21 protein-coding genes are annotated in these 23,105 nt (G+C 65.5%); 13 read left to right on the top strand and 8 right to left on the bottom strand.

Annotated elements, in window-relative coordinates:
- Positions 1-15: 15 nt before the first annotated feature.
- Positions 16-624, bottom strand: coding sequence for a glutathione S-transferase family protein (locus ACYZGB_RS04530; RefSeq protein WP_462387020.1), 609 nt, complete (start codon positions 622-624; stop codon positions 16-18).
- A gap of 94 nt (positions 625-718) precedes the next feature.
- Between ACYZGB_RS04530 and ACYZGB_RS04525 the strand changes: the two genes are divergently transcribed.
- Positions 719-1,672 (top strand): helix-turn-helix transcriptional regulator, encoded by a 954-nt coding sequence (locus tag ACYZGB_RS04525; protein ID WP_462387019.1) that lies wholly within the window; start codon positions 719-721, stop codon positions 1,670-1,672.
- A gap of 51 nt (positions 1,673-1,723) precedes the next feature.
- On the opposite strand, the gene ACYZGB_RS04520 is transcribed toward ACYZGB_RS04525, so the two are convergent.
- On the bottom strand, positions 1,724-2,455 hold the full coding sequence (locus ACYZGB_RS04520) for a TorF family putative porin (protein WP_462387018.1): 732 nt from the start codon (positions 2,453-2,455) through the stop codon (positions 1,724-1,726).
- A gap of 359 nt (positions 2,456-2,814) precedes the next feature.
- Here ACYZGB_RS04520 and ACYZGB_RS04515 point away from each other — a divergent pair, with 359 nt between their 5' ends.
- The 12 genes from ACYZGB_RS04515 (at position 2,815) to ACYZGB_RS04460 (ending at position 17,627) form a co-directional block, all read left to right on the top strand.
- On the top strand, positions 2,815-2,913 hold the full coding sequence (locus tag ACYZGB_RS04515; protein WP_056414695.1) for a potassium-transporting ATPase subunit F: 99 nt from the start codon (positions 2,815-2,817) through the stop codon (positions 2,911-2,913).
- Position 2,914: 1 nt separating this feature from the next.
- Positions 2,915-4,720 carry a potassium-transporting ATPase subunit KdpA gene (gene kdpA / locus ACYZGB_RS04510; RefSeq protein ID WP_462387017.1) on the top strand — a complete coding sequence of 602 codons (1,806 nt, stop codon included), beginning with the start codon at positions 2,915-2,917 and terminating at the stop codon, positions 4,718-4,720.
- 9 nt (positions 4,721-4,729) lie between these two features.
- On the top strand, positions 4,730-6,829 hold the full coding sequence (kdpB, locus tag ACYZGB_RS04505) for a potassium-transporting ATPase subunit KdpB (protein ID WP_462387015.1): 2,100 nt from the start codon (positions 4,730-4,732) through the stop codon (positions 6,827-6,829).
- Positions 6,830-6,839: 10 nt separating this feature from the next.
- Positions 6,840-7,412: a potassium-transporting ATPase subunit KdpC gene (gene kdpC / locus ACYZGB_RS04500; RefSeq protein WP_218299816.1), complete on the top strand. Its 573-nt coding sequence runs from the start codon at positions 6,840-6,842 to the stop codon at positions 7,410-7,412.
- 46 nt (positions 7,413-7,458) lie between these two features.
- Positions 7,459-10,230 carry a DUF4118 domain-containing protein gene (locus ACYZGB_RS04495; RefSeq protein ID WP_462387014.1) on the top strand — a complete coding sequence of 924 codons (2,772 nt, stop codon included), beginning with the start codon at positions 7,459-7,461 and terminating at the stop codon, positions 10,228-10,230.
- 8 nt (positions 10,231-10,238) lie between these two features.
- The gene (gene kdpE / locus ACYZGB_RS04490; RefSeq protein WP_462387013.1) at positions 10,239-10,943 is read left to right on the top strand and encodes a two-component system response regulator KdpE; all 705 of its coding nucleotides are present in this window, start codon (positions 10,239-10,241) and stop codon (positions 10,941-10,943) included.
- 721 nt (positions 10,944-11,664) lie between these two features.
- On the top strand, positions 11,665-12,783 hold the full coding sequence (locus tag ACYZGB_RS04485; protein WP_462387012.1) for a peptidase C39 family protein: 1,119 nt from the start codon (positions 11,665-11,667) through the stop codon (positions 12,781-12,783).
- A 1-nt stretch (position 12,784) separates the two neighbouring features.
- Entirely contained in the window at positions 12,785-13,816 is a 1,032-nt protein-coding gene (locus tag ACYZGB_RS04480; RefSeq protein WP_462387011.1) for a RimK family protein, read from the top strand.
- On the top strand, positions 13,722-14,321 hold the full coding sequence (locus tag ACYZGB_RS04475; protein WP_462387010.1) for an ATP-grasp domain-containing protein: 600 nt from the start codon (positions 13,722-13,724) through the stop codon (positions 14,319-14,321). The genes ACYZGB_RS04480 and ACYZGB_RS04475 overlap by 95 nt, the downstream gene beginning before the upstream one ends.
- A gap of 322 nt (positions 14,322-14,643) precedes the next feature.
- Positions 14,644-15,645, top strand: a complete 1,002-nt coding sequence (locus tag ACYZGB_RS04470) for a quinone oxidoreductase family protein (protein ID WP_462387009.1) — start codon at positions 14,644-14,646, stop codon at positions 15,643-15,645.
- Positions 15,646-15,682: 37 nt separating this feature from the next.
- Positions 15,683-16,633 (top strand): LysR family transcriptional regulator, encoded by a 951-nt coding sequence (locus tag ACYZGB_RS04465; protein WP_462387008.1) that lies wholly within the window; start codon positions 15,683-15,685, stop codon positions 16,631-16,633.
- 91 nt (positions 16,634-16,724) lie between these two features.
- Entirely contained in the window at positions 16,725-17,627 is a 903-nt protein-coding gene (locus ACYZGB_RS04460) for a DMT family transporter (RefSeq protein WP_462387006.1), read from the top strand.
- Between the two features lie 171 nt (positions 17,628-17,798).
- Here the strand turns inward: ACYZGB_RS04460 and ACYZGB_RS04455 are convergent, their stop codons facing one another.
- From ACYZGB_RS04455 to lptF, 6 genes are all read right to left on the bottom strand, one after another.
- The gene (locus ACYZGB_RS04455; RefSeq protein ID WP_462387005.1) at positions 17,799-18,215 is read right to left on the bottom strand and encodes a hypothetical protein; all 417 of its coding nucleotides are present in this window, start codon (positions 18,213-18,215) and stop codon (positions 17,799-17,801) included.
- Positions 18,216-18,225: 10 nt separating this feature from the next.
- A complete protein-coding gene (locus ACYZGB_RS04450; protein ID WP_462387004.1) occupies positions 18,226-19,392 on the bottom strand; it encodes a pyridoxal phosphate-dependent aminotransferase in 1,167 nt (388 codons plus the stop codon).
- A gap of 57 nt (positions 19,393-19,449) precedes the next feature.
- Positions 19,450-20,391: a CysB family HTH-type transcriptional regulator gene (locus tag ACYZGB_RS04445; protein ID WP_063460399.1), complete on the bottom strand. Its 942-nt coding sequence runs from the start codon at positions 20,389-20,391 to the stop codon at positions 19,450-19,452.
- Positions 20,392-20,465: 74 nt separating this feature from the next.
- Complete coding sequence (locus tag ACYZGB_RS04440) at positions 20,466-20,837, bottom strand: sirohydrochlorin chelatase (RefSeq protein WP_462387003.1); 372 nt, start codon at positions 20,835-20,837, stop codon at positions 20,466-20,468.
- 27 nt (positions 20,838-20,864) lie between these two features.
- On the bottom strand, positions 20,865-21,983 hold the full coding sequence (gene lptG / locus ACYZGB_RS04435; protein WP_462387002.1) for an LPS export ABC transporter permease LptG: 1,119 nt from the start codon (positions 21,981-21,983) through the stop codon (positions 20,865-20,867).
- Positions 21,980-23,104: an LPS export ABC transporter permease LptF gene (gene lptF / locus ACYZGB_RS04430; RefSeq protein ID WP_462387001.1), complete on the bottom strand. Its 1,125-nt coding sequence runs from the start codon at positions 23,102-23,104 to the stop codon at positions 21,980-21,982. Before lptF ends, lptG begins: the two co-directional genes overlap by 4 nt.
- Position 23,105: the final 1 nt, after the last annotated feature.

Here is a 23,105-nt window from a genome sequence, read left to right as displayed (position 1 = left end):
CTTGCTCCCGCTGCCTCACGCTTCGATCTGCATGGCGGGCCGTGCTTGTACCCGGGCCAGCCAGGCCTGCACATGCGGGTGCGAGTTGACGGGGGCGCCCAGGTACATGCTGTAGCCCAGCACCGAGCCCACTACTAAATCCACCAGCGAATAGTCCGCACCCAGCATCCAGGGTTGTCGGGCCAGCCGCGCGTCCAGCACTGTCAGCAACTCGCTCAGTTGACGCAGAAGGGCTTCTGCTTGGGCGGCGTTGCGCCAAACCTCTTCGCCCTGGGTCGCCACATGCAGGCGTCCCACCAGCGCGCCATAGGTCACATACGACCAAGTGCACCACGACAGGGCCTGCAACGCCTCGGGCGTGCCGCCTGCGGGCCACAGGCCACGCTCCACGCCAAAGCGGTGGCCCAGCCACAGGTGGATGGCCAGGGCCTCGAACATGGGGGCACCGTCCACGGTAATCGTGGGCACCTTGCCATTGGGGTTCAGGGCCAGGTACCCGGGGCGGCGCTGTTCGCCGGTGCGGATGTCGATCTTTACGCGTTCGTGGGGCACGCCCAGTTCGGCCAGGGCGCAGGCGATGGGGGTGGCGCTGGACATAGGGTGCCAGTAGAGGACGATGGACATGGAGAACTCCTTGGTCGTGGTGGAAGAAAAGGTGTTGCCACTGTAAAAACCATTGCGGACAGTTTTGGCCCTCAATAGAAAGTACAGTGGCGCCATGCTCAGTTCATCGACCCGCCTGCTGCGCCTGCTTTCGCTGCTGCAAACGCGTGCCCACTGGATGGGCCCGGACCTGGCCGAACGCCTGGAAGTACACCCCCGCACGCTGCGGCGCGACATCGACCGCCTGCGCCAGCTGGGCTACCCGGTGCAGGCCAGCAGTGGCGTGGCGGGCGGCTATGCGTTTCGGGCCGGGCAGGCTCTGCCACCGCTGCTGCTGGATGACGAGGAAGCCCTGGCGGTATCGATTGCGCTGCGCACGGCCACGGCCGGTGCGGTGGGGGGCATTGAAGAGCCCGCACTGCGCGCGCTGGTCAAGCTGGAGCAGGCCATGCCTGCGCGCCTGCGCAAGCGTGTGGACGCGCTGCGCTCGGCCATCCTGCCGCTCACGCGCACGGGGCCGGTGGTGGAGGCGTCGGTGCTGGCCACACTCGCGTCGGCCTGCCGCGACCAGCTGCGCACTGAGTTCACCTATGAGGACGGCCAGGGCCGCAGTGCGCAGCGCTCGGTCGAGCCGCAGGGTGTGGTGCACACCGGCCAGCGCTGGTACCTGGTGGCCTGGGACAGGGTGCGCAACGACTGGCGCACCTTCCGCATCGACCGCATCGTGGGCGACCCGCAGGTGGGCGCACATTTCGCGCCCCGGGCCTCGCCCGACGGGGGCGATTTGAAGGGCTACGTGTCGCGCTCCATCTCTGCGCCGCACCACGCCGAACAGGCGCGCGTGGTGCTGCACGCGCCCTACGCCGTGATGGCGCGCCGCATACCGCCGTCCGCTGGCGTGGTGTCCACCTTGGGCAAGGGGCAACGCTGCCAGCTGGAGTGCGCAGCCAATGACTCGCTGGTGTACTGGCTCATGGCCCTTGATGTGGAATTCGAGGTGCTCGCGCCCGCATCGCTGAAAGAGCGGCTGCGCGTCGCGGGAGAGCGGGCGCTGCGCTGTGTGTTGTGACGAAGCTGCGCGCCCGGCGCCCGGCGCCCAGCGCCCATGTAGTTTGGAGGGCTACAGGGTTTTGGTCAGCGTGACGATCACGCGCGACTTGTTGACGTGGCCGAAGAAGGCCTTCTTGTTGGCGCCGACCACGGCCGCGCCCAGCGACAGGCCACCGCCGAAGTCATACGCACCACCCAATTGATAGTCCATGTAGTTGGGCACGCCCAGGTCCTTGATGTCGCTGGCAAAACGCGTGAAGCCCACCGAGGCCTTCACGGTCACGCTGGGCGCCACTTCCTGCGCAAAGCCGAAGTTCAGGTAACCCGTGTTGCGGCCCTTCAGGCCCGAGCCGGACTTGGCACCGGCAAAGCCGAAGTAGTCCTTGGAGATGGTGTGCGAATACTTGGCGGTGAAGGGGCCCATGGTGGTCGCGCCATACAGCTCGGTGGTGTTGCCGTTGCTGTTGCCGAGGTAGATGTAGGTCAGGGCGCCCACATCGAAGTCAGCGCCTGCGGCCTTGAACTTGTAGCCGCCGTACAGGTCGGATTCGAGCGAATTGTTGGTCAGCCAGTCCACGCTGGAGTTCCAGTTGCCCACGTACCAGCCGGAGTCGCCAAAGGCGTAGTCGAAGCCGCCTTGCAGGGCGGGCTTGACGGCCTTGGCCTTGGTGGCGTCCTGGTCCTGGCCACGGAACTTGTAGTTGGTGGTCAGGCTGACATTACCGGTGAGCTGGGCACTGGCCAGCAGGGGCAGCGCGGCCAGCAGGGTGGCGGCGAATGTTTTGGAAGAAGAACCGTTCATGGCAGCAATGTTTGAAAAAGAACAAGAACGCAAGCGTAGAAAAGCCTGCGTATAAAGTTCGCAAAAATTGCGCCCCTTCGCGTCAATGTTGCGCAAGTCTGCAGCCGTCGGGTGCGGTGGCTTGCGAGCTGCCCCCCAACGCTGCCCTCGCCGGGCCCGCGTTTTTACGCCGTTTTTACGGCACCCCCCACAGTCTGTGCGCACTTTTTACGGCCACCTTCTCAGAATCAAACACCTGTTCTGATGCAGGAGTTGTCGATGGACGTGATATGGATGGCCGCGCTGGCGGCGTTGTGGGTGGTCATGGCCGAGGCCGTGGTTTTGCTGGGCAAATATGGCCCGGCCAAGGGTGAGCGCTCATGATCGGCATGGAAATGCTCTACGGCTTTGGCGCCATCGTGGCCCTGGTGTTGCTGGCCTATCTGGTGTTTGCGCTGATCTGCGCGGAGGAGTTCTGAGATGGATACCTCTGCCTGGAGCCTGTTGGGGCTCTTCTTGATCGTGCTGGGCGTGCTGGCGTGGCCGCTTGGCAAATGGCTGGCTGCAGTCTGCGATGGCCGGCTGCCAAGGTGGATGCATGCCGCCGAAAAGCCTTTGTACAAACTGGCCGGGGTCGCGCCGGATCAGATGATGCACTGGCGCGGCTATGCGTTGGCGCTGCTGGCGTTCAATGCCATCGGCGCTTTTGCGGTGTATGGCCTGCAGCGTTTGCAGCACCTGCTGCCGCTCAACCCGCAGGGCATGGCGGCCGTGTCGGGCGATTCTTCTTTCAACACTGCCATCAGCTTTGTCTCCAACACCAACTGGCAGGGCTATGGGGGCGAGTCCACCATGAGCTACCTCACGCAGATGCTGGGCCTGTCGGTGCAGAACTTCTTCTCGGCGGCCACCGGCATCGCCGTGGCGTTTGCGCTGGCGCGCGGCTTTGCAGCGCGCAGCACCGATGGCCAAGGCTTTGTGGGCAACTTCTGGGCCGATGTCACGCGCATCACGGCATGGGTGCTGATGCCCATCGCGTTTGTGATTTCCATCGTGCTGGTCGGGGAGGGCGTGATCCAGAACTTTGACGCCTACAAGGATGTGGCGACGCTGGAGCCAACGGCCTATGAAGTGCCGAAGCTCGACGCATCGGGCCAGCCGGTGGTGGGCAGCGATGGCGCTGCGGTGATGGAAGCCAAGACAAGCAACACCCAGACCCTGGCAATGGGCCCGGTGGCATCGCAGGAAGCCATCAAGATGCTGGGCACCAACGGCGGTGGCTTTTTCAACGCCAACTCTGCCCATCCCTATGAGAACCCGACGGCACTGACCAACTTTGTTCAGATGCTGGCGATTTTTCTGATTCCTGCCGCGCTGTGTTTTGCGTTTGGCCGGGTCGTGGGCGACCAGCGCCAGGGCTTTGCGATCCTGGCGGCCATGACCGTGATGTTTGTGGTGGCCGTGATTGCGGTGGTTTCCGCCGAGAAAGCCGGCAATCCGCAATGGGTGGGGCTGGGCGTGGAGCACACCGCCAGCGCCTTGCAGGCGGGCGGCAACATGGAGGGCAAGGAGGTGCGGTTCGGCATCAACGCGTCGGCCCTGTTTGCCGCCGTGACCACTGCCGCTTCATGTGGTGCCGTGAACTCCATGCACGATTCCTTCACGCCCCTGGGCGGTATGGTGCCGCTGGTGCTGATGCAGCTGGGTGAGGTGGTGTTTGGTGGCGTGGGCACGGGCCTGTACGGCATGCTGGTGTTTGCCATCCTGGCAGTGTTCATGGCGGGTCTCATGATTGGCCGCACGCCAGAGTACCTGGGCAAGAAGATCGAGGTGCGCGAGATGAAGCTCACCTCGGCGGCCATCCTGGTCACGCCCATCCTGGTGCTGGTGGGCACGGCGATTGCCGTGGCCACAGAAGCGGGCAGGGCGGGCATCGCCAACCCGGGTGCGCATGGGTTCTCTGAGATCCTCTACGCGTTGACCTCTGCCGCCAACAACAACGGCAGCGCCTTTGCAGGCCTGTCGGCCAACACACCGTTCTACAACGTGCTGTTGGGGCTGGCGATGTGGCTGGGCCGTTTTGGCGTGATCGTGCCGGTGCTGGCCATTGCCGGTTCGCTGGCCGCCAAGAAGCGCTTGCCAGCCACGGCGGGCACCATGCCCACACACGGGCCGTTGTTTGTCACGCTGCTGATCGGCACCGTGCTTCTGGTGGGTCTTCTCAACTACGTGCCCTCCCTGGCCCTGGGTCCGATGGTGGAGCACCTGATGCTCCGGGTTCAGTGAGGTATGGCAATGACCAAGAAAAAAACTTCTTCCGTTTCGCTGCTGGATGCAGCACTCATCAAGACTGCGCTCTGGGGAGCGCTGGCCAAGTTGAGCCCGTTTGTGCAGTGGCGCAACCCGGTGATGTTCATCGTGTACATCGGCAGCATCTTCACGACGCTGCTGTGGCTACATGCACTCAATGCACCAGAGGATGCCAGCATGCGCCCAGCGTTTGTGCTGGCCATCACGGTCTGGCTGTGGTTCACCGTGCTGTTTGCCAACTTTGCCGAGGCGCTGGCAGAAGGGCGCAGCAAGGCGCAGGCAGCCTCGCTGCGCGGGCTGCGCAAGGAGACCTGGGCCAAGAAGCTCAAGGATCCGGTTCACGGCGCAGCATTTTTGCCCGAGCTGGCCACCAACCTGCGCCGGGGCGATGTGGTGCTGGTGGAGGCGGGCGATGTGATCCCGCTGGATGGCGAGGTGATCGAGGGTGTGGCCTCGGTGGACGAGAGCGCCATCACCGGCGAATCGGCCCCCGTGGTGCGCGAATCCGGTGGCGATTTTTCTGCCGTCACAGGGGGCACCCGTGTGTTGTCCGACTGGCTGGTGGTGCGTGTGGCGGTGAACCCGGGCGAGTCCTTCCTCGACCGGATGATTGGCATGGTGGAAGCCGCCGAGCGCCAGAAGACACCCAACGAGATCGCACTGACCATTTTGCTGGTGGCGCTGACCATCGTGTTCCTGGTCGTCACCGTGACCCTGCTGCCTTTCTCGATTTTCAGCGTGCAGGCGTCGGGTGCGGGCACGGTGGTATCACTGACCGCGCTGGTGGCGCTGCTGGTGTGCCTGATCCCCACCACCATTGGCGGCCTGCTGTCTGCCGTGGGGGTGGCCGGCATGAGCCGCATGATGCAGGCCAACGTGATCGCCACCTCGGGCCGTGCCGTGGAGGCGGCTGGTGATGTGGATGTGCTGCTGCTGGACAAGACCGGCACCATCACCCATGGCAACCGCCAGGCCAGCGCGTTTCTGCCAGCGCCGGGTGTGTCCAGAGCGCGGCTTGCACGCGCCGCACTGCTGGCGTCGCTGGCAGATGAGACGCCCGAAGGCCGCAGCATTGTGGAGCTGGCCCGCCGCGAGGGTGTGGAAGGCCAGAACCCCCAGGGCGTCAAGCTGGTGCCCTTCACCGCGCAGACCCGCATGAGCGGCGTGGACCTGCCCGCAGGCGAGGGGCAGCCGGAATCTGCTGTCACCATGCTGCGCAAGGGGGCCGTGCTGGCGCTTGCCAAACATGTGGAAGCCCTGGGCGGCAAGATGCCGCAGGAAGTCATGAGCGCGGCCGACCAGGTGGCCCTGCGGGGCAGCACGCCCCTGGCGGTGGCCGATGGCAGCCACGTGCTGGGCATTGTCGAACTCAAGGACATTGTCAAGGCGGGCATCAAGGAGCGCTTCATCGAGCTGCGCCGCATGGGCATCAAAACCGTGATGATCACCGGCGACAACAAGCTCACGGCGGCGGCCATCGCGGCCGAGGCGGGGGTGGACGACTTCCTGGCGGAAGCCACACCCGAAGACAAGCTGGAGCTGATCCGCAAATACCAGGCCGAAGGCCGCCTGGTGGCCATGACCGGCGACGGCACCAACGATGCCCCTGCACTGGCCCAGGCCGACGTGGCTGTGGCCATGGGCAGTGGCACGCAGGCCGCCAAGGAGGCGGGCAACATGGTGGACCTGGACTCCAACCCGACGAAGCTGCTAGAGGTGGTGGAGACCGGCAAGGCGCTTTTGATGACACGCGGCTCGCTCACCACCTTCTCCATTGCGAACGATGTGGCGAAATATTTCGCCATCGTGCCGGCCATCTTCGTGTCCACCTACCCGCAGCTGTCCGCACTCAACGTCATGCAGCTGGCCAGTCCGTCGTCTGCCATCCTGTCGGCCGTGATCTTCAATGCGCTGGTGATCGTGTTCCTGATTCCCCTGGCACTGCGCGGCGTGCGCTACCGCCCGGTGGGCGCGGCTGCGCTGCTGCGGCGCAACCTGGCCATCTATGGGCTGGGCGGGCTCTTGGTGCCGTTTGTGGGCATCAAGCTGATTGACTGGATACTTGTGGCCGTCGGGCTGATCTGAGGAGATTCTGATGAAAAACATTCTTCGCCCCGCGCTGGTGCTGTTTGCCTTGTTGAGCGTGTTGACCGGCTTGCTCTACCCGTTGGCCGTGACGGGCGCTGCCCAGGCCGTGTTCCCCAAGGAGGCAGCTGGCAGCCTGGTGCAGCGCAATGGCCAGGTGGTCGGTTCGACGCTGATCGGCCAGAGCTTTACCGACCCCCAGCATTTTTGGGGTCGTCCATCCGCAACGGCGCCCATGCCGTACAACGCGGCTGCGTCCGGCGGCTCCAACCAGGGGCCGCTCAATCCGGCGCTGACTGATGCCGTGAAAGCGCGTGTGGAAGCCCTGCGCGCGGCCGACCCCGGCAACACGGCCCCCGTGCCGGTGGACCTGGTCACCGCCTCTGCCAGTGGCCTGGACCCGCACATCAGCCTGGCTGCGGCGCAGTACCAGGCAGGGCGCGTGGCGCGCGCCCGCAACCTGCCGGTCGCCAGCGTGAACGCCGTGATTGGCCAGCACGCGGAGCAACCCTTGTGGGGGCTGCTGGGTGAACCCCGGGTGAACGTGCTAGCGCTGAACCTGGCGCTCGACGGCTTGCGCTGACGTGCGCTGACATGCTCTGGCTTTTGGCACCGATACTTGTTGATGCATGACTGACATCCAGCGCCCCGACCCCGATGCTTTGATTGCGCAACTGCGCGCCCAGGAAGCGCAGACCCAGCGGGGCAAGCTGCGCATCTACTTTGGTGCCAATGCCGGGGTCGGCAAGACCTGGGCCATGCTTAGCGCCGCGCAGCGCGAGCGGCGCGCCGGGCGCGACATCCTCATCGGCGTGGTGGAAACCCATGGTCGCGCGGAAACCGCTGCGCTGCTGGAGGGACTGGAGTCGCTGCCCCTGAAGCAGGTGGAGTACCGGGGCCGGACCCTTTCCGAGTTCGATCTGGATGCGGCCCTGGCCCGCAAGCCTGCCATCCTGCTGGTGGATGAACTCGCGCACTCCAACGTGCAGGGTTCCCGCCACGCCAAGCGCTGGCAGGACGTGCAGGAGTTGCTGGCTGCTGGCATCGATGTGTGGACCGCGCTCAACGTCCAGCATCTGGAAAGCCTCAACGGCACGGTGGGGGTCATCACGGGTGTGCGCGTGCACGAAACGGTGCCCGACACTGTTCTGGACGATGCCGACGAGGTGGTGCTGGTTGATGCCACGCCCGACGAGCTGATTGCCCGCCTGGGCGCGGGCAAGGTTTATGTGCCCCAGCAGGCAGAGCGCGCGGCGCAGAGCTTCTTTCGCAAGGGCAACCTGATCGCCCTGCGGGAGATTGCGCTGCGGCGCACGGCGGAGCATGTGGAAGACGACGTGCTGGGCTGGCGGGTGGAGCAGTCGGGTGCTTCTGGCAGCCGCGTGGCCAGTGCCTGGAACACCTCGGGCAGCATCCTGGCCTGTGTCGGGCCCCACGAAGACGCGGCGCAGACGGTGCGCACAGCTGCCCGCCTCGCGGGGCAGCTCAATGTGAAGTGGCATGCCGCCTATGTGGAGACACCCCGGCTGCAGCGCCTGGAGGCCGCCCAGCGCGACAAGATTCTGACCGTGCTGCAACTGGCGCAGGAGCTGGGTGCCGAGACGGCTGTGCTGACCGGCGACCGCGTGGCGCCAGCCCTTGCGGCCCAGGCGCTGCATTTGAACTGCGCCACGCTGGTGTTGGGGCGCCCCGCCGTGCGGGCTGGGTGGCGCAAGCTGCTGGCTGCCAAGGGCGTTGCGCGCGAGCTGGCCGAACGGGCACCTTCGCTCGACATCGTCGAGGCCGCGCATGCGGGCAGTTCGCGGCGCCTGCCCCAGGCGCTATGGGACCGCCATGTGGGCCTGGAGGATGACGGGGATGTGGGCGAGCCCGGCGCAGGGCGCCATCGCTGGCAAGGTTTTTTGTGGGCACTGGGCGCCAGCATTGCCGTCACGGTGCTGGCAACGCCGCTGCATGGCTTGCTGGAGCTGACCAACATCGTGATGCTGTACTTGGTGGGCGTCGTCGCGGTGGCCATGCGTTTTGGCCGGGTGCCCGCAGCCATGGCGGCGCTGCTGAATGTGCTGGCGTTCGATTTCTTTTTTGTTTCGCCGCGCCTGTCGTTTGCGGTGAGTGATGTGCAGTACATCGTCACGTTTGCGGTGATGCTGGGCGTGGGACTTCTGGTGGGGCAACTCACGGCAGGGTTGCGGTTTGCGGCCGGGGTGTCGATCAGCCGGGAGCGGCGCGCCCAGTCGCTGTTTGAACTGACCCGCGAGCTGTCGGCAGCGCTGGAGACTAGCCAGGTCATCGAGATCGGTGCGGCGGCCGTGCAAGGGCATTTTGGGGGCCGCGCCGTGGTGGTGGCGCTGGATGCGTCAGACCGCCTTCACTACCCCGCCGACCTGCCTGCAGGTTTTGACAAGAGCGTGGCCGACTGGACGCTGCGCCAGGGCCAGAGCGCCGGGCTGGCGACCAGCACCCTGGCTGCGCAGGCTTGGCGCTACCTGCCGCTGAAGGCCCCCATGCGCGTGCGCGGTGTGCTGGCGCTGGAACCCGCCCAGCCTCGCTGGCTGTTGATTCCTGAACAAGCCCAGCAGCTGGACACCCTGGCCCGGCAGATCGCCATTGCCCTGGAGCGTGTGCACTACGTGAACATTGCGCAGCAGGCCGTGGTGGACATGGAGTCGGAGCGGCTGCGCAACGCTCTGTTGGGCGCAGTGTCGCATGATGTGCGCACGCCCCTTACGGCCTTGATCACGCTGGCCGAGTCGCTACAGAGTGCGCCGCCACAAGAGACGGGCGCCGTGGCCCAATCCATCGTGCGCCAGGCGCACCAGCTCAATGCGCTGGTCAGCAACCTGCTGGACATGGCACGGCTGGAGAGCGATGTGTCAGGGCAGAGCGTCCACCTGCGGCGGGACTGGCAGTCGGTGGAAGAAGTGGTCGGCTCGGCCATTCGGGCCGCCAGGCCAGCGCTGGGCGACATGCCCGTACGCACGGAGCTGCCCGCCGACCTGCCGCTGGTGGAGTTTGACCCTGTGCTCATCGAGCGCGTGCTGGTGAATCTTCTGGAAAATGCGGCCAAATATGGCGCGGCGCCGGTGGTGGTGAAAGCATCCACCACAGACAACATGCTGGTGTTGAAGGTGCGGGACCATGGCCCGGGCCTGCCCGCTTCGGTGCGTGGCAAAGAGCACACCCTGTTTGAAAAATTCATCCGGGGCCAGGCGGAGTCCGCGACCCCGGGCGTGGGCCTGGGCCTGGCGATCTGCAAAGCCGTCGTGCAAGCGCATGGGGGCACAATTTCTGCTGCCAGCGCGGAAGGGGGCGGTGCCGAGTTCACGGTCACCCTTGCGCGGCGCGAGCCTCCGCCGGTTCCCGGTTTTGATGATGTGGAGCGGGGCGTTTCTGCCCCCTGAAGAAAACCATGCAGATACGTACCGTTTTGGTGGTCGAGGACGAACCACAAATCAGACGCTTTGTGCGCAGTGCGCTGGAGGCCGAGGGCTGGCAGGTGCACGAGGCTGGCACCCTGCGTGAAGGCCTGTCTGCTGCGGGCACCCGCCAGCCCGATCTACTGGTGCTGGACCTGGGACTGCCCGATGGCGACGGGGTGGAGCTGATCCGCGATGTACGGGGCTGGTCCGCCGTGCCCATCATCGTGTTGTCTGCGCGCACCGATGAGGCAGAGAAAATTGCTGCACTCGACGCGGGTGCGGACGACTACCTCACCAAACCCTTCGGCACCGGCGAGCTGCTGGCACGGGTGCGGGCCAACCTGCGCAGGCCCCGCGCCGCCACTGGCAACGGGCTGACGATGGAGGCCGTGGAGCCCCTGTTCCATTTTGGCGATGTCGAGGTGGACCGCAGTGCGCGCCTGGTGCGCAAGGCCGGGGTGGAGGTGCACCTGACGCCCACCGAGTACCGCATGCTGATGGTGCTGGTGGCCAATGCGGGGCGGGTCATCACCCAAAAGCAGCTGTTGCGCGAGGTGTGGGGCCCCATGCGCTCGGACCAGAGCCACTACCTGCGCATCTACATGGGGCACCTGCGGCAGAAGCTGGAGGCCGACCCCGCACAACCCCGCCACCTGCTCACCGAGTCCGGGGTGGGATACCGCTTGGCGGCATAGGGAATGAGGCAGCCCGGCGCACCCGCGCATGTGCGTGCCTAGCCCCGGTGCATTGACGGCGATTTGATGTTTGCCCCCGCAGTTTTTACGAACGATTTACGCCAGATTTCCTAGACTGAAAGCATGTTCAACACCGGCCACAAGCGCTCCTGTCAGGGGCTCAACGTGGTGAAAACATGCTGATGAAGAGTTGCCCCAGTATGGGCTTGCACCGGGTATCCCTGTTGCCTCTGTGCGAGGGCGATGTAGATCCCACCGCATTGGTCCTGGTTCCGTTCATCACGCCGTATTCCAGTGTGCAAAGCCTGCGTGCAACGCTGCAGGCAGTGCTGGGGCGGCAGCTGCGCGGGTACCGCCTGGCGTTCGACGTGCCCCGCCACACGGCCAAGGGCACTTTGTACATCCACCGGCGCGACCTGGAGGGCGCAAAGCGTTGCTTGGCCTCTGGCCTGCCCCAACTCGAACTTGGTTGTGTAGCCAGTGTTTCTTGCGCGGGGGTGCTTTCATGCCATTGAGCCATTGCAGCGCGCAAAGGTGCCAAGCCATTGAGGCTGGCTCTGTGCGCAGCGCCCTGCGCGGCCTGGGCCTGGAGCTGCTGCGCCATGGCTGATTGGATCGCATTGCTGCTGGCCGTACTGGTGCTCGTGGTTCCGATCGGGGTAGGTTGGGTGGCATTGAAGCTGTCTGATCGCAGGGCGCAGCGACCCCGTGGGGACTGCCCATGAAGCGACAACTATCGCTGGATGCCAGGGGTGTCGCGCTGGCCGGGCCGGCAGATCTGCCTGCGCTGGATCATCTGGAGAACGCTGCGTTCTCCAGCGACAGGATCTCGCGCAGAAGCTGGGGGCGTCTGCTGCTCAGTCGCTCGGCCCGTGTTCTGGTGTGCCGCTCTGGCCATGCGCTGGATGGCGCCTGCGTGGTATTGCGCCGCGAGGGATCGTCCGTGGCCCGCCTTTACTCCATCGCGGTGGTGCCGTCCATGCGGCGCGCTGGCGTGGCCGCCAGGCTGCTGGAGGCGGCGATCCACGATGCGCGTGATGCGGGCTGTGCGGTGCTGCGGCTGGAGAGCCGGGGCGGTAACGTGGCCGCGCACCGTTTGTTCGAGCGCCACGGCTTTGTACACACCGGGCGCAAGCCCGCCTATTACGAAGATGGCGAAGAGGCGCTGTGCTTTCAGAAGGACCTGTTTGACGGGGCGCTGGCGCAGGTGGGTGCGGCGCACCAGGTGCGCCACTATGCGCAGACGCTGGACTTCACCTGCGGCCCCTGTGCCTTGTTGATGGCGATGTCCGCCATGGACCCGGCCATGCCGGTGAACCAGGCGGCCGAGATCCGCCTGTGGCGCGAGGCCACTACGGTGTTCATGGCTGCGGGCCACGGCGGATGCGGGCCGTTTGGGCTCGCGCATGCCGCGCTGGCCCATGGCTTTGAGGTGTCGGTGTATGCGGCTGCCGGTGCCTCGCTGTTCATGGACAGCGTGCGCGATCCCCGCAAGAAGGACGTGATCCAGCTGGTGGAGAACGACTTCAGGGCGGCTCTGGAGGCGCGCCAGGTGCCGATCCATGCGCGGGCCGTGTCGCCCGACAGCGTGATCGAGCAACTGCGGGCGGGGCGCTTGCCCATTGTGCTTATCAGTCTGTGGCGCCTGCACCGGGAGAAGACGCCGCACTGGGTGGTCATCACAGGCTTCGATGGTGCAGTGTTTCGCCTGCTGGACCCCATGGCGCGTTCCGGTGATCCCGATGGCGGTGTGTCCATCAGTTGGGGTGAATTCAAGAAGATCGCGAGGTATGAGCGCCGTGGGCGCACCGCAGCGGTCATCCTTTCTGGAAAGAAATAAATTGTCCTCAGAACATGTCATCGTGGTGGAGAAGGTGGCCGACTTCCGGTGGAGCGAGCCGGACCTCAAGGTCATCACGGCAGAGCAGTTCGTTGCGGAGCAGCCGGACGACCGTGGGCGCTTGCGCAAGGTCACCAACCTGTGCAGGAACTATGGCTACCTCAGCATGGGCTACTACTGCTCGTTGCTGGCCGAAGCGCGCGGCGACCGCGTGACACCCAGCGTGGACACCATCCTCAGCCTGCAGCGCAAACGTATCGAGCCATCGGCGCTGGCGCAGCTGAACCGGCTGATTGGCCCGCTGAAGGAAATACCGCGCTCCGTGAACACGCTGACGCTGCACGTTTTCTTCGGGATCATGGACGACCCGGCGCTGGCGGCCTTGGCACGCAAGAGTTTCGAGCTGTTCCGCTGCCCATTGATGGAGGTCACGCTGGAGCGGCAGGAGCAGTCAGCCCACTGGCAGATCGGCGGCATACAGGCACTGGATCTGCGCGATGTGGATGCCGCGCGCGACGAGGTCTTTGTGCAGGCGCTGCGCCAGTACACACGGCGCAGCTGGCGCCCCCTGATCGCCATGCCCCAGCCGCGCATGGACCTGGCGGTGCTGCACGACCCCCACGACAGCCCGCCGCCGTCCAACCTCAAGACACTGCGCAAGCTGGTGGACGTGGGGCAGGAGATGGGCATTGCCGTGGAACTGATCGAGAAGAAGGACCTGTCGCGCCTGACCCAGTTCGACGCGCTGTTCATCCGGGAGACCACGGCCGTGACGCACCACACCTTCCAGTTTGCGAGGAAAGCCATGGCGGAAGGCATGCCGGTCATCGACGACCCTGCGTCCATCCTGCGTTGCACCAACAAGGCCTTTCTGGCGGAGCTGCTGCGTGAACATGCCATTGCCACCCCGCTCACACACATGGTCAGCCGCCGCACGCATGGCCGACATGCAGCACCGGCTGACTTACCCCGTGGTGGTGAAGGTGCCAGACGGAGCGTTCAGCCGCAGTGTGAAGAAGGCCGACAGCGTTGAACAACTGCAGGCCATCGCCAAAAACATGCTCAAGGAATCGGAAATCATCCTCGTGCAGGAGTTCATGTACACCGACTTCGACTGGCGCATTGGCGTGCTGGCCGGGCAGGCCCTGTTCGCGGCGAAATACTTCATGTGCGACGGGCACTGGCAGATCCTGCAGCACACCGCCAATGGCAAGTACACCGAAGGCCGGGTCCAGGCCGTGTCGCTCGACCAGGTGCCCCCGCAGGTGCTGGCGGCGGCGGTCGGCTCTGCCCGCTTGGTAGGCCATGGCTTTTATGGTGTGGACCTGAAGGCTACGGCGGCTGGTGTGTACGTGATCGAAATCAACGACAACCCGAACCTGGACGTGGGTGTGGAGGACGCAGCCCTGGGCGATGGGCTGTACCGCGTGCTGCTCATGCATTTCCTCAAGCAGGTAGAGCAGCGGTTCAGTGCCCACAAGGCGGGCCCCCGTATGGAGCGCCAGGCCACCTTGAGCCTGGCAGTGGCTGCGATGTAGGCCCTTGTTTTTTCCGCGCGTATGCCGCCAGTGGGCGGTTGCAAGCTTGCAAAGGGAGGGTGTGGGCAGATGGTGGGGCTGCTCACACCCGCTCTTTCTTCTGTGGTGCCAGCCTGTCAGGCTCTCGTTTGCTATCAAATATGTAGCTAAAAACGCTTTGTAGGAAGGCGGTAGGCGGCATTTTGATTGTGAATTTTCAAGCCCTGTCGGCATGTCAGGGGCCGCGAGCCCTTGGTCTTGTTGCTTTCGTGCGGCTGGTGCAGGGGGTGAACTGCATGCCCCCTGGTTGTTCTGCGTGACACCAAAACTTAGGCTTGGCCGCATGGAATCAACACACAAGGAAAAGCCCGTGGCCGTCAGTGTTCGGATCGATGCAGCAGGTGGGACTGAGGCCCTGCGCCTGGAAGAGGTGCAACCCCAAGTCCCCAGCACTGGCCAGGTGTGGCTGGAGCAGGCCGCCATCGGCGTGAACCCGCTGGACGTGAGTCAGCGCAAAGGGGCTGTGCCCATCCCGTTCCCTTCCGGCCTGGGGCTGGAAGGCGCAGGGCATGTGGTGGCCGTGGGGCCGGGGGTGAAGAACGTTGCAGTGGGCGACCGGGTGGGCTACGCAACCGGCCCGTTGGGCGCCTATGCCAGCGCCCGCCTGTTCCCCGCCGAGCGGCTGGTACCGCTGCCCGAAACGATGGCGATGGACGATGCCGCCGCCGTACTGTTCAAGGGCATCACGGCGCAGTACCTGCTCAAGACCACCTACCCGGTGGGCCCGGGCACACGCGTGCTCATCTATGGCGCCGCCGGGGCGGTGGGACAGCTGATGTGCGCCTGGGCCCGGCACCTGGGGGCCTTTGTGATGGGCGTGGTCTCCAGGCCCGAGAGCGTGGAGCGCGCGAAGGCGGCAGGGTGCAATGCGGTGTTCGTGTTCAACCCTGCCGCGCTGGCGAGCGAGGTGCGGGAGGCCACGCAGGGCCGCAAGGCCGATGTGGTGTACGACCCCATCGGGCGGACCACGCTTGATGCGTCGCTTGACAGCCTGCGCCCGCGCGGCCTGCTGGTGTCCTTTGGCGCCACCTCGGGCGTGCCTGCGCCCATCGAGGTGGGCACGCTCAATGCCAAGGGCTCGTTGTTCCTCACGCGGCCCTCGCTGGCCGCGCACACCGCCACAGCGATGGAGTACCAGGAGCGTGCCCGGGATGTATTGCAGGCCGTGGCCGCTGGCATCATCACGCCGCGCATAGGGCGCCGGTATGCACTGGCCGATGTGGGGGCTGCACATGCCGACCTGGAGCAGGGACGCGCGCAAGGTGCGATCATCCTCACCCCATGACCTCCTGCTGCGCCACGCTGTGGCGTTTTGATTTTTGATGGACCTGCTCGACAGCCAGCATGCCGATGAGTTGGCCACCCTGCTTGCCCTGAGCGACGCAGGCTCGTTCGCGGCGGCGGGGCGCGCCTTGCAGCGCCACCCCTCGGTGCTGTCCAAGCGCCTGAACGCGCTGGAGCGCCGCCTGGGCATCCTGCTGGTGGAGCGCACCACGCGCCAGCTGTACCTCACGCACGAGGGCCTGCGCCTGGTCGAGAAGGTGCGCGAGGCCATGGGCCTGATCGCGCAGGCACAGAAAGAGGCCGCCGAAGGGGCGCAGCAGGTGCGTGGGCGCCTGCGGGTGTCAGTGCCCGCCGCCATGGGGCGGCGCCTGCTCAGCTCCATGCTGGCGGAATTTGTGCTGGTCCATCCGCAGGTCACGCTGGAGGTCGAATACGCCGACCGGCTGGTGGACATCGTGGGCGAACGGTTTGACGCCGCGATTCGCATCGGCAAGCTGGCCGACAGCCGACTGGTGGCCACTCGGCTGTGCGGCCATCAGCGCATCATGGCGGCCGCGCCCGCTTACCTGGAGCGGTATGGGGTGCCACAGGCGCCCGCCGACCTGGCGGCGCACAACTGCCTGGGCTTCACGGGCCTGGTGTCTTACCCGGAATGGCAGCTCACCACCCGTGCGGGCGCCAGCCACACGGTGGTGGTGCGCGGCGCGCTGATCAGCAACGACAACGAGGCCTTGCTCACGGCCGCCACGATGGGCGCAGGCGTCCTGGCCGGCGGGGACTGGCTGATTCAGCCCTGCATCGATGCCGGCCAGCTGGTGCGCGTGCTGCCGCAGTGGCAGCTCAATGCCGATGCAGGCATTTACCTGGTGCGGCCCTCGGGGCAGTTCAGCACGGCGGCAATGGCGGCTTTTCGTGCCTGGGTGGTGGACTGGTTTGTGGCCAGGGCGCGCTTGGCTGAAACCCCGTTGGCGGTGAAGGCGCCGCGATGATCGGGCTCGCCGTGTCGCATGTGCTGCTGCCCTTGGTTTATTCACGGGTCTGGCGTGCATTCCGTCGCCAGGCTTTTCATTTCCCCATTCCATGACCCAGGCAACACCCCACACTTCTACCGTTGCGAATCCGCTGGATTCGCTGGTCCCTCTGCTGTTTGTCGCGCTCTGGAGCACGGGCTTCATCGGTGCCAAGCTGGGCCTGCCGTATATCGAGCCGCTGACCTTCCTGGGTCTGCGCTTTGCCATCGTCACTGTGCTCATGCTGGCCGTGGTGGCACTGTTGCGCGCGCCCTGGCCCCCGGCGGGCAGGGCCTGGGGGCACATCGCGGCGTCGGGCCTGCTGGTGCATGGCGTCTACCTGGGCGGAGTGTTCATGGCCATTGGCCACGGGCTGCCGTCGGGCATCACGGCATTGGTGGTGGGGTTGCAGCCGCTGTTGACGGCCCTGGTGGCGGGCGCCTTGCTGGGCGAGAAGGTGCGGCCCGCGCAGTGGGTTGGGCTGGGGTTGGGGTTCACCGGCGTGGCGCTGGTGGTGGCGGGTAAGGTGGTGACCGTGCCCGCCGGTGCTTTGGCGGGCATGCTGCTGCCCGCGCTGGTGGCGCTGCTGGGCATCACGGCGGGAACGCTGTACCAAAAGCGGTTCTGCCCCTCGTTCGATCTGCGCACGGGCTCGGTGATCCAGTATCTGCCGTGCGCCATTGCCATGGCGGTGCTGGCCTATGCCACCGAAACCATGGCGATCACATGGAGCGGTGAGTTCGTGTTTGCGCTGGGCTGGCTGGTGCTGGTGTTGTCGCTGGGGGCCGTGAGCCTGCTGAACCTGCTCATCCGCCGGGGCGGCGCGGTGAACGTGGCCAGCCTGTTTTACCTGACCCCACCCACCACGGCGCTGATCGCCTGGGCCATGTTTGGTGAAACGCTGACCGGCTGGGCGTTGGTGGGGATGGCGTTGGCTGCTGCGGGGGTGTGGCTGGCGCGGCAGACGCGGTGAGGGCGGTGTTTACCAGGGCGCGGCCCTCTGGAAGCACGCAGGGTTGCGCAGCAGTTTGAACCGTTGCGGATCGAATTTGCTGTATTGTTTGTAGCATATTGCGAATGCTGGACGCGCGCAGAAGCCCATTTTCTCTACAAATTTACCTGCCACCGGACAGCACTTCGTCCCTCACACGGGGGGATGCACCGCAAGGATGTTCAGCGGCCCTGAGATGGAGAGCCCGCTGAAACCTACCGCGGACTCCAGTGCGGACACATGGCCGCCCTCTGCCCATACATCCACCAGTGCATCTTTCACCCCAAACTGGCAGGCAATGGTGGCGACGCGGAATGTATCGGCGCGGTCGAAAAGGAGCTGTGCCGGCCACCGGACCCGAAACCAGTGCTTGCACTGGAACTCAATGCGCTTCCAGTCCGACGGACGGCGAATGTGGTTGATGCAGTCCACCTGCTTCGCCAGCAACGCGGCCTCAGTCGGTTGCAGCGCAGAAGCAGCGGCGTGGAGCAACGCTTTCTCAAACGGCAGCAGCTGGTTGGCGGGCGTGGGCGCGACGATGGGCCGGAAAGACCCAGGCAGTCCATTCACGGCAATGGCCTCAGAGCTTGCGCAGCCGCTCCAGCGCGGCGCGCAGCGTCTCGTCCTTCTTGGCAAAGCAGAACCGCACCACACGCTGGTCAAACCCGTCGCAATAAAACGCCGACAGCGGAATCGCCGCCACGCCCACTTCGCGGGTGAGCCACTGGCAGAAATCGGCCTCGTTCAGGTCGCTGATGGCCGAGATGTCCACGCACTGGAAGTAGCTGCCGGTGCTGGGCAGCAGCTTGAAGCGCGAGCCTGCCAGCCCTTCTCGGAACAGGTCGCGTTTGGCCTGGTAGAACGCGGGCAGCTGCAGGTAGGGCGCGGGGTCTTGCAGGTAGGCGGCCAGCCCATGCTGCACGGGGGTGTTCACGGTGAACACGTTGAACTGGTGCACCTTGCGGAACTCGGCCGTCAGCGCTGCGGGGGCGGCCACGGTGCCGACCTTCCAGCCGGTGACGTGAAAGGTCTTGCCAAAGCTCGACACGATGAAGGCGCGGGCGGCAAGACCGGGAAAGCGTGCAGCGCTTTCATGCTCGGCGCCGTCGAACACCATGTGCTCGTACACCTCGTCGCTGATGAGCAGGATGTCGGTGGGCGCGAGCAGGTCTTCCAGCTGGCGCATTTCCTGCGACGTCCAGATGGTGGCGCTGGGGTTGTGCGGGCTGTTGATGAGGATGGCGCGGGTGCGCGGCGTGATGGCCGCGCTGATCTTGCCGAAGTCGGGGCGGAAAGTGCCGGGCGTGAGCGGCACGCGCACGGCCTTGCCGCCCGCCAGCTCGATGTTGGGCACATAGCTGTCGTAGCAGGGGTCGAGCACGATGACTTCATCGCCCGGGTGCACGATGGACAGGATGGCGGTGATGATGGCCTGCGTGGCACCGGCGGTGATGGTGATTTCGGTGTTGGGGTTGTAGGCACGGCCATGCAGCGCCTCGATCTTGCGGGCCACGGCCTCGCGCAGCACAGGCACGCCGGGCATGGGCGGGTACTGGTTGTGGCCGGCCTGCATGGCGGCGGTGACGGCGTTCACCAGCTCGGGCGCACATTCAAAGTCGGGGAAGCCCTGGCCCAGGTTGACGGCCTTGTGTTCTGCGGCCAGCGCCGACATCACGGTGAAGATGGTGGTGCCCACGTTGGGCAGCTTGCTGGGGAAGGCGGGTGTGCGGGCAGTGGTGGGGGTCATGGCGCTGCAGCGTGGAAAACGTGGAAAGGGTCGGGATGTTTTGGGTCCGAGCTGGGGTCACAGCTCGTAGTCGTTGACATGGCCGGTCATCGCGCGGGCAATCAGCTCGCGGCTCAGGCGGTCGCTGAGCAGCTCGGCAAACTTGTAGACGAAGTTGCGCAGGTAGGCGCCGCGCTTGAAGGCCACGCGCGCCACGCTCTGGCCGAACAGGTGGCCCACGGGGCGCACCACCAGGTCGCCCAGCGGGTCGTCGCGCATGGCCATCTCGGCCACGATGCCGATGCCCAGGCCCAGGCGCACATAGGTCTTGATCACGTCGGAGTCGATGGCTTCGAGCACGATGCGGGGCTGCAGCTTGCGGGCGGCAAACGCGTGGTCGATCTTGCCCCGGCCGGTGAAGGAGGGGTGGTAGGTGATGAGCGCCTCATGGGCGAGGTCGTCCAGACCGATGCGTTCCTTCTGCGCCAGCGGGTGGTCATTGGGCACGACCAGCACGTGTTGCCATTCGTAGCAGGGCAGGGTGACCAGCTCGGGGTAGTCGGCCAGGGATTCGGTGGCCATGCCGATCTCGGCCACCTCGTCGATGATCATGCGGGCCACTTCGTGTGGCGTGGCCTGGTGCAGGCTGATGTTGACCTTGGGGTAGGCCTCGCGCAGGCGGGCCACGGGCACGGGCAGCACGTAGCGGGCCTGGGTGTGCGTGGTGGCGATGCTGAGGGTGCCGCTGTCCTGGGCGCTGAACTGCTCGCCGATGCGCTTCAAGTTACCCACCTCGCGCATGATGACCTCGATGCTTTTGAGCACGTGCTGGCCGGGCTCGGTGATGCGCTTGAGGCGCTTGCCGTGGCGGGCAAAGATGTCCACGCCCAGTTCTTCTTCCAGCTCGATGATGGCCTTGGACACGCCCGGCTGCGAGGTGTGCAGGGCCTTGGCGGCTTCGGTCAGGTTGAGGTTGCGGCGCGCCGCCTCTTGAACGAAGCGGAATTGGTGCAGGTTCATATCTGATATCGCCTAAAGATTTGCATCATTATGCTGCAATCGTCTAAGCGCTATCGGGCGCATCCACAGAATTTTCAGTCCAACGGGGCCTCGCAGGCGATGTCGGCCATCAGGGCGGTCATGCGCGGGTCTTCGCCGATGGCGGCCTGGACGTGGAACTGCACGCCGGGATGGGCCGCATGCAGTTCCTGCAACAGAACGGGCAGGTCTTCACGCGCATGTTTGCCGGTGCCCAGGAACATGGGAACCACCGTGACGTGGGTGGCGCCCTGGGTGACCAACCGCTGGGTAGCCTCTGCCAGGCTGGGTGTGCACAGCTCCAGGTAGGCGCAGGCCACGGGTCGCGTGGGGTGCTGCGCGGCGATACGCGCGGCCACGGCTTCGATGGGGGCGCGCCACAGCGGGTCACGGGAGCCGTGCGAGAACAGGACGATGGCTTTTTGCATGGGTTGTGGAATGGCGTGCTATGGCGGTCAGCGCCGCAGCACCAGCCAGCCGAAGGCGGCCAGGGAGAGCACGGAATAGATCAACCCCGGCGCGGCGGCCGTGAGCATGGGCGACCAGTTCTGCAGATTGCCTGCGTAGCCGAAGACGTTGTTCAGCAGGAAGAAGCTGATGCCCGCCATGACCCCTCCAAACACATAGCCCGCAATGCCGCCCGAGCGGAAATGCAGATAGGCAAAGGGCAGGGCCAGCACCACCATCACCAGGCAGGAGAGGGGGTAGAACACCTTGCGCCAGAACTCGATCTCGTACTTTTGCGCCGACTGGCCATTGGCATTCAGGTGCCGGATGAACTGGAACAGGTCGAGCGTGGCCATGCGGTCGGGTTTGAGCAGGGAGGCGGCCACCATGTCGGCGCTGATGCGCGTGGGCCACTGCAGGCTGGGGGTATCCAGGTGCTCCACGCGCGCTTCGCCTTTGCTGTCGGTGGCGCTGTGGTGCTCAAAGCGGCTGCGCTGCACGTTGGTGAGCGCCCAGGCGCCGTCCGAGCCGAACTGGCCCGAGGCAGCCCGCGTCTGCGAGGCGAGGCGCCCTTTGTCGTCGAACTCGAAGATGCGCACATCCAGCATGCCGCCGTTCGGTGTGAGTGCGCGTACGTTGACGGCAAAGGAGTGGTTGTCCTGCCGCTCCTTGAGCCAGGCGCCTGTGGCGCCGGTGGTCAGTTTGCCGAGGTAGCGCACCTTGATGAGCTGGGCCGTGCGGTCGGTAAGCGGGGCCAGGTAGTCGCCCACGGCAAAAGTCAGCAGCACAAACACGCCGCCGAGGGTGACCAGGGTACGCAGCGCGCGCCAGGGGCCCATGCCGCTCGTGCGCATGATGGTGAATTCGGAGCTTTGGGCCAGGCGCGCCATCACAAAGATGGTGCCGATGAGCACGGTGATGGGCAGCAGCTCGTAGAGGTGGCTGGGAATGCTCAGCACCACGAACAGGAGCGCATGCGAGAGCTGGTAGCCCTCGGCCCCGGCGCGGCCCACCCAGCGCAGCTCATCCACCAGGTCGAAGAAGAAGAACAAAGCCAGAAAGCCCACCGTGACAAAGGTGACGGCGGACAGGGCCTCGCGGTGGATCAGGCGGCGAATGGTCCTCATACGGGCTGCCCTCCCTGCGTCTGGGTGGCCCGTGATGTGCGGGGCGGCAGGAGGTGGCGCACGCTCCACTGGTTGTGCCGCACCGCCAGCACCAGCAATGACACGGCCAGCATGCCGCCGTGCAGCAGCACCATGAAGCTTGCCAGGCCCAGCCGGCCGGCACCTACCCAGCTTTGGCCCAGGGTCATGAGGTTGTAGTAGACGATGAACCCGAACAGCGCAAACACCAGGCTGGTGCTGCGCGCGGCGCGCGGGTTGGCACTGGCCACGGCCAGGCCCAGCAGCACAAAATTGAGCGCGGCCAGCGCCAGCCCCAGGCGCCAGCCCAGCTCGGCCCGGTAGGCGGGCAGGGGTTGCATGAGCAGGTCAAGGGTGGTGCGGGTCTTCACCGCCAGCTCTTCGGCAGAGCCCGGCGAGGCGGCGCCGATGCGGGTGCCATATTCTGAGAAGTCGCTGATCTTGACGCCGGGCTTGTCGCGCGAGGTCTCCAGCCGCTGACCGTTGCTGAGCAGCACCATGCGCTCGCCCGCCTGGGTCTCCAGCCGCGCACTGCGGGCCGAGGTGACGGACTCGCGCGTGCCGTCATTGGCTGCAATGAAGACGTTGTTGGCAGCCTGGGTGTCGGGGCTGTCCTTGTCGATGAAGAACACCCGGCTCCCGTTGGACGACTCCTGGAACTCACCGGGTGCAATGCGGTCGATGTCGCTGCGCTGCTCGTAGCGGGTCTTGAGCTCCTGGATCTGCGAGTTGGCCCAGGGCCAGACCAGCAGCGACAGCACGGCAATCACCACCATCACGGGCCAGGCAAACCGCAACAAGGGCTTGACCAGGCTCAGCAGGCCCCGGCCGCTGGCGAACCAGATCACCATTTCGCTGTCGCGGTACATGCGCGCGAGGGTGCCGACCACGGCAATGAACAAGCTCAGGCTCAGGATGATGGGCAACTGACCCAGCACGGTGAAGCCCATGACCAGCATCACATCGGAGGGGCTCACGCTGCCTTTGGAGGCCTGGCCCAGGGTGCGGATGAGCATCATGGTCATGACCACGGTCACCAGCACCACAAGCGTCGCGCCGAAGCTGCGTGCCAGCTCTTTGCGAATGGATGAATCGAATAACATT

Source organism: Acidovorax sp. Q11 (genome assembly GCF_054950075.1).
This window is presented reverse-complemented; position numbering and strand designations above follow the sequence as displayed.

Bases quoted from the DNA above. Each gene is read 5' to 3' on its own strand.
- ACYZGB_RS04530 (WP_462387020.1), bottom strand. From the start codon at position 624: ATGTCCATCGTCCTCTACTGGCACCCTATGTCCAGCGCCACCCCCATC.
- ACYZGB_RS04525 (WP_462387019.1), top strand. From the start codon at position 719: ATGCTCAGTTCATCGACCCGCCTGCTGCGCCTGCTTTCGCTGCTGCAA.
- ACYZGB_RS04520 (WP_462387018.1), bottom strand. From the start codon at position 2,455: ATGAACGGTTCTTCTTCCAAAACATTCGCCGCCACCCTGCTGGCCGCG.
- ACYZGB_RS04515 (WP_056414695.1), top strand. From the start codon at position 2,815: ATGATCGGCATGGAAATGCTCTACGGCTTTGGCGCCATCGTGGCCCTG.
- kdpA (WP_462387017.1), top strand. From the start codon at position 2,915: ATGGATACCTCTGCCTGGAGCCTGTTGGGGCTCTTCTTGATCGTGCTG.
- kdpB (WP_462387015.1), top strand. From the start codon at position 4,730: ATGACCAAGAAAAAAACTTCTTCCGTTTCGCTGCTGGATGCAGCACTC.
- kdpC (WP_218299816.1), top strand. From the start codon at position 6,840: ATGAAAAACATTCTTCGCCCCGCGCTGGTGCTGTTTGCCTTGTTGAGC.
- ACYZGB_RS04495 (WP_462387014.1), top strand. From the start codon at position 7,459: ATGACTGACATCCAGCGCCCCGACCCCGATGCTTTGATTGCGCAACTG.
- kdpE (WP_462387013.1), top strand. From the start codon at position 10,239: ATGCAGATACGTACCGTTTTGGTGGTCGAGGACGAACCACAAATCAGA.
- ACYZGB_RS04485 (WP_462387012.1), top strand. From the start codon at position 11,665: ATGAAGCGACAACTATCGCTGGATGCCAGGGGTGTCGCGCTGGCCGGG.
- ACYZGB_RS04475 (WP_462387010.1), top strand. From the start codon at position 13,722: ATGGCCGACATGCAGCACCGGCTGACTTACCCCGTGGTGGTGAAGGTG.
- ACYZGB_RS04470 (WP_462387009.1), top strand. From the start codon at position 14,644: ATGGAATCAACACACAAGGAAAAGCCCGTGGCCGTCAGTGTTCGGATC.
- ACYZGB_RS04465 (WP_462387008.1), top strand. From the start codon at position 15,683: ATGGACCTGCTCGACAGCCAGCATGCCGATGAGTTGGCCACCCTGCTT.
- ACYZGB_RS04460 (WP_462387006.1), top strand. From the start codon at position 16,725: ATGACCCAGGCAACACCCCACACTTCTACCGTTGCGAATCCGCTGGAT.
- ACYZGB_RS04450 (WP_462387004.1), bottom strand. From the start codon at position 19,392: ATGACCCCCACCACTGCCCGCACACCCGCCTTCCCCAGCAAGCTGCCC.
- ACYZGB_RS04445 (WP_063460399.1), bottom strand. From the start codon at position 20,391: ATGAACCTGCACCAATTCCGCTTCGTTCAAGAGGCGGCGCGCCGCAAC.
- ACYZGB_RS04440 (WP_462387003.1), bottom strand. From the start codon at position 20,837: ATGCAAAAAGCCATCGTCCTGTTCTCGCACGGCTCCCGTGACCCGCTG.
- lptG (WP_462387002.1), bottom strand. From the start codon at position 21,983: ATGAGGACCATTCGCCGCCTGATCCACCGCGAGGCCCTGTCCGCCGTC.
- lptF (WP_462387001.1), bottom strand. From the start codon at position 23,104: ATGTTATTCGATTCATCCATTCGCAAAGAGCTGGCACGCAGCTTCGGC.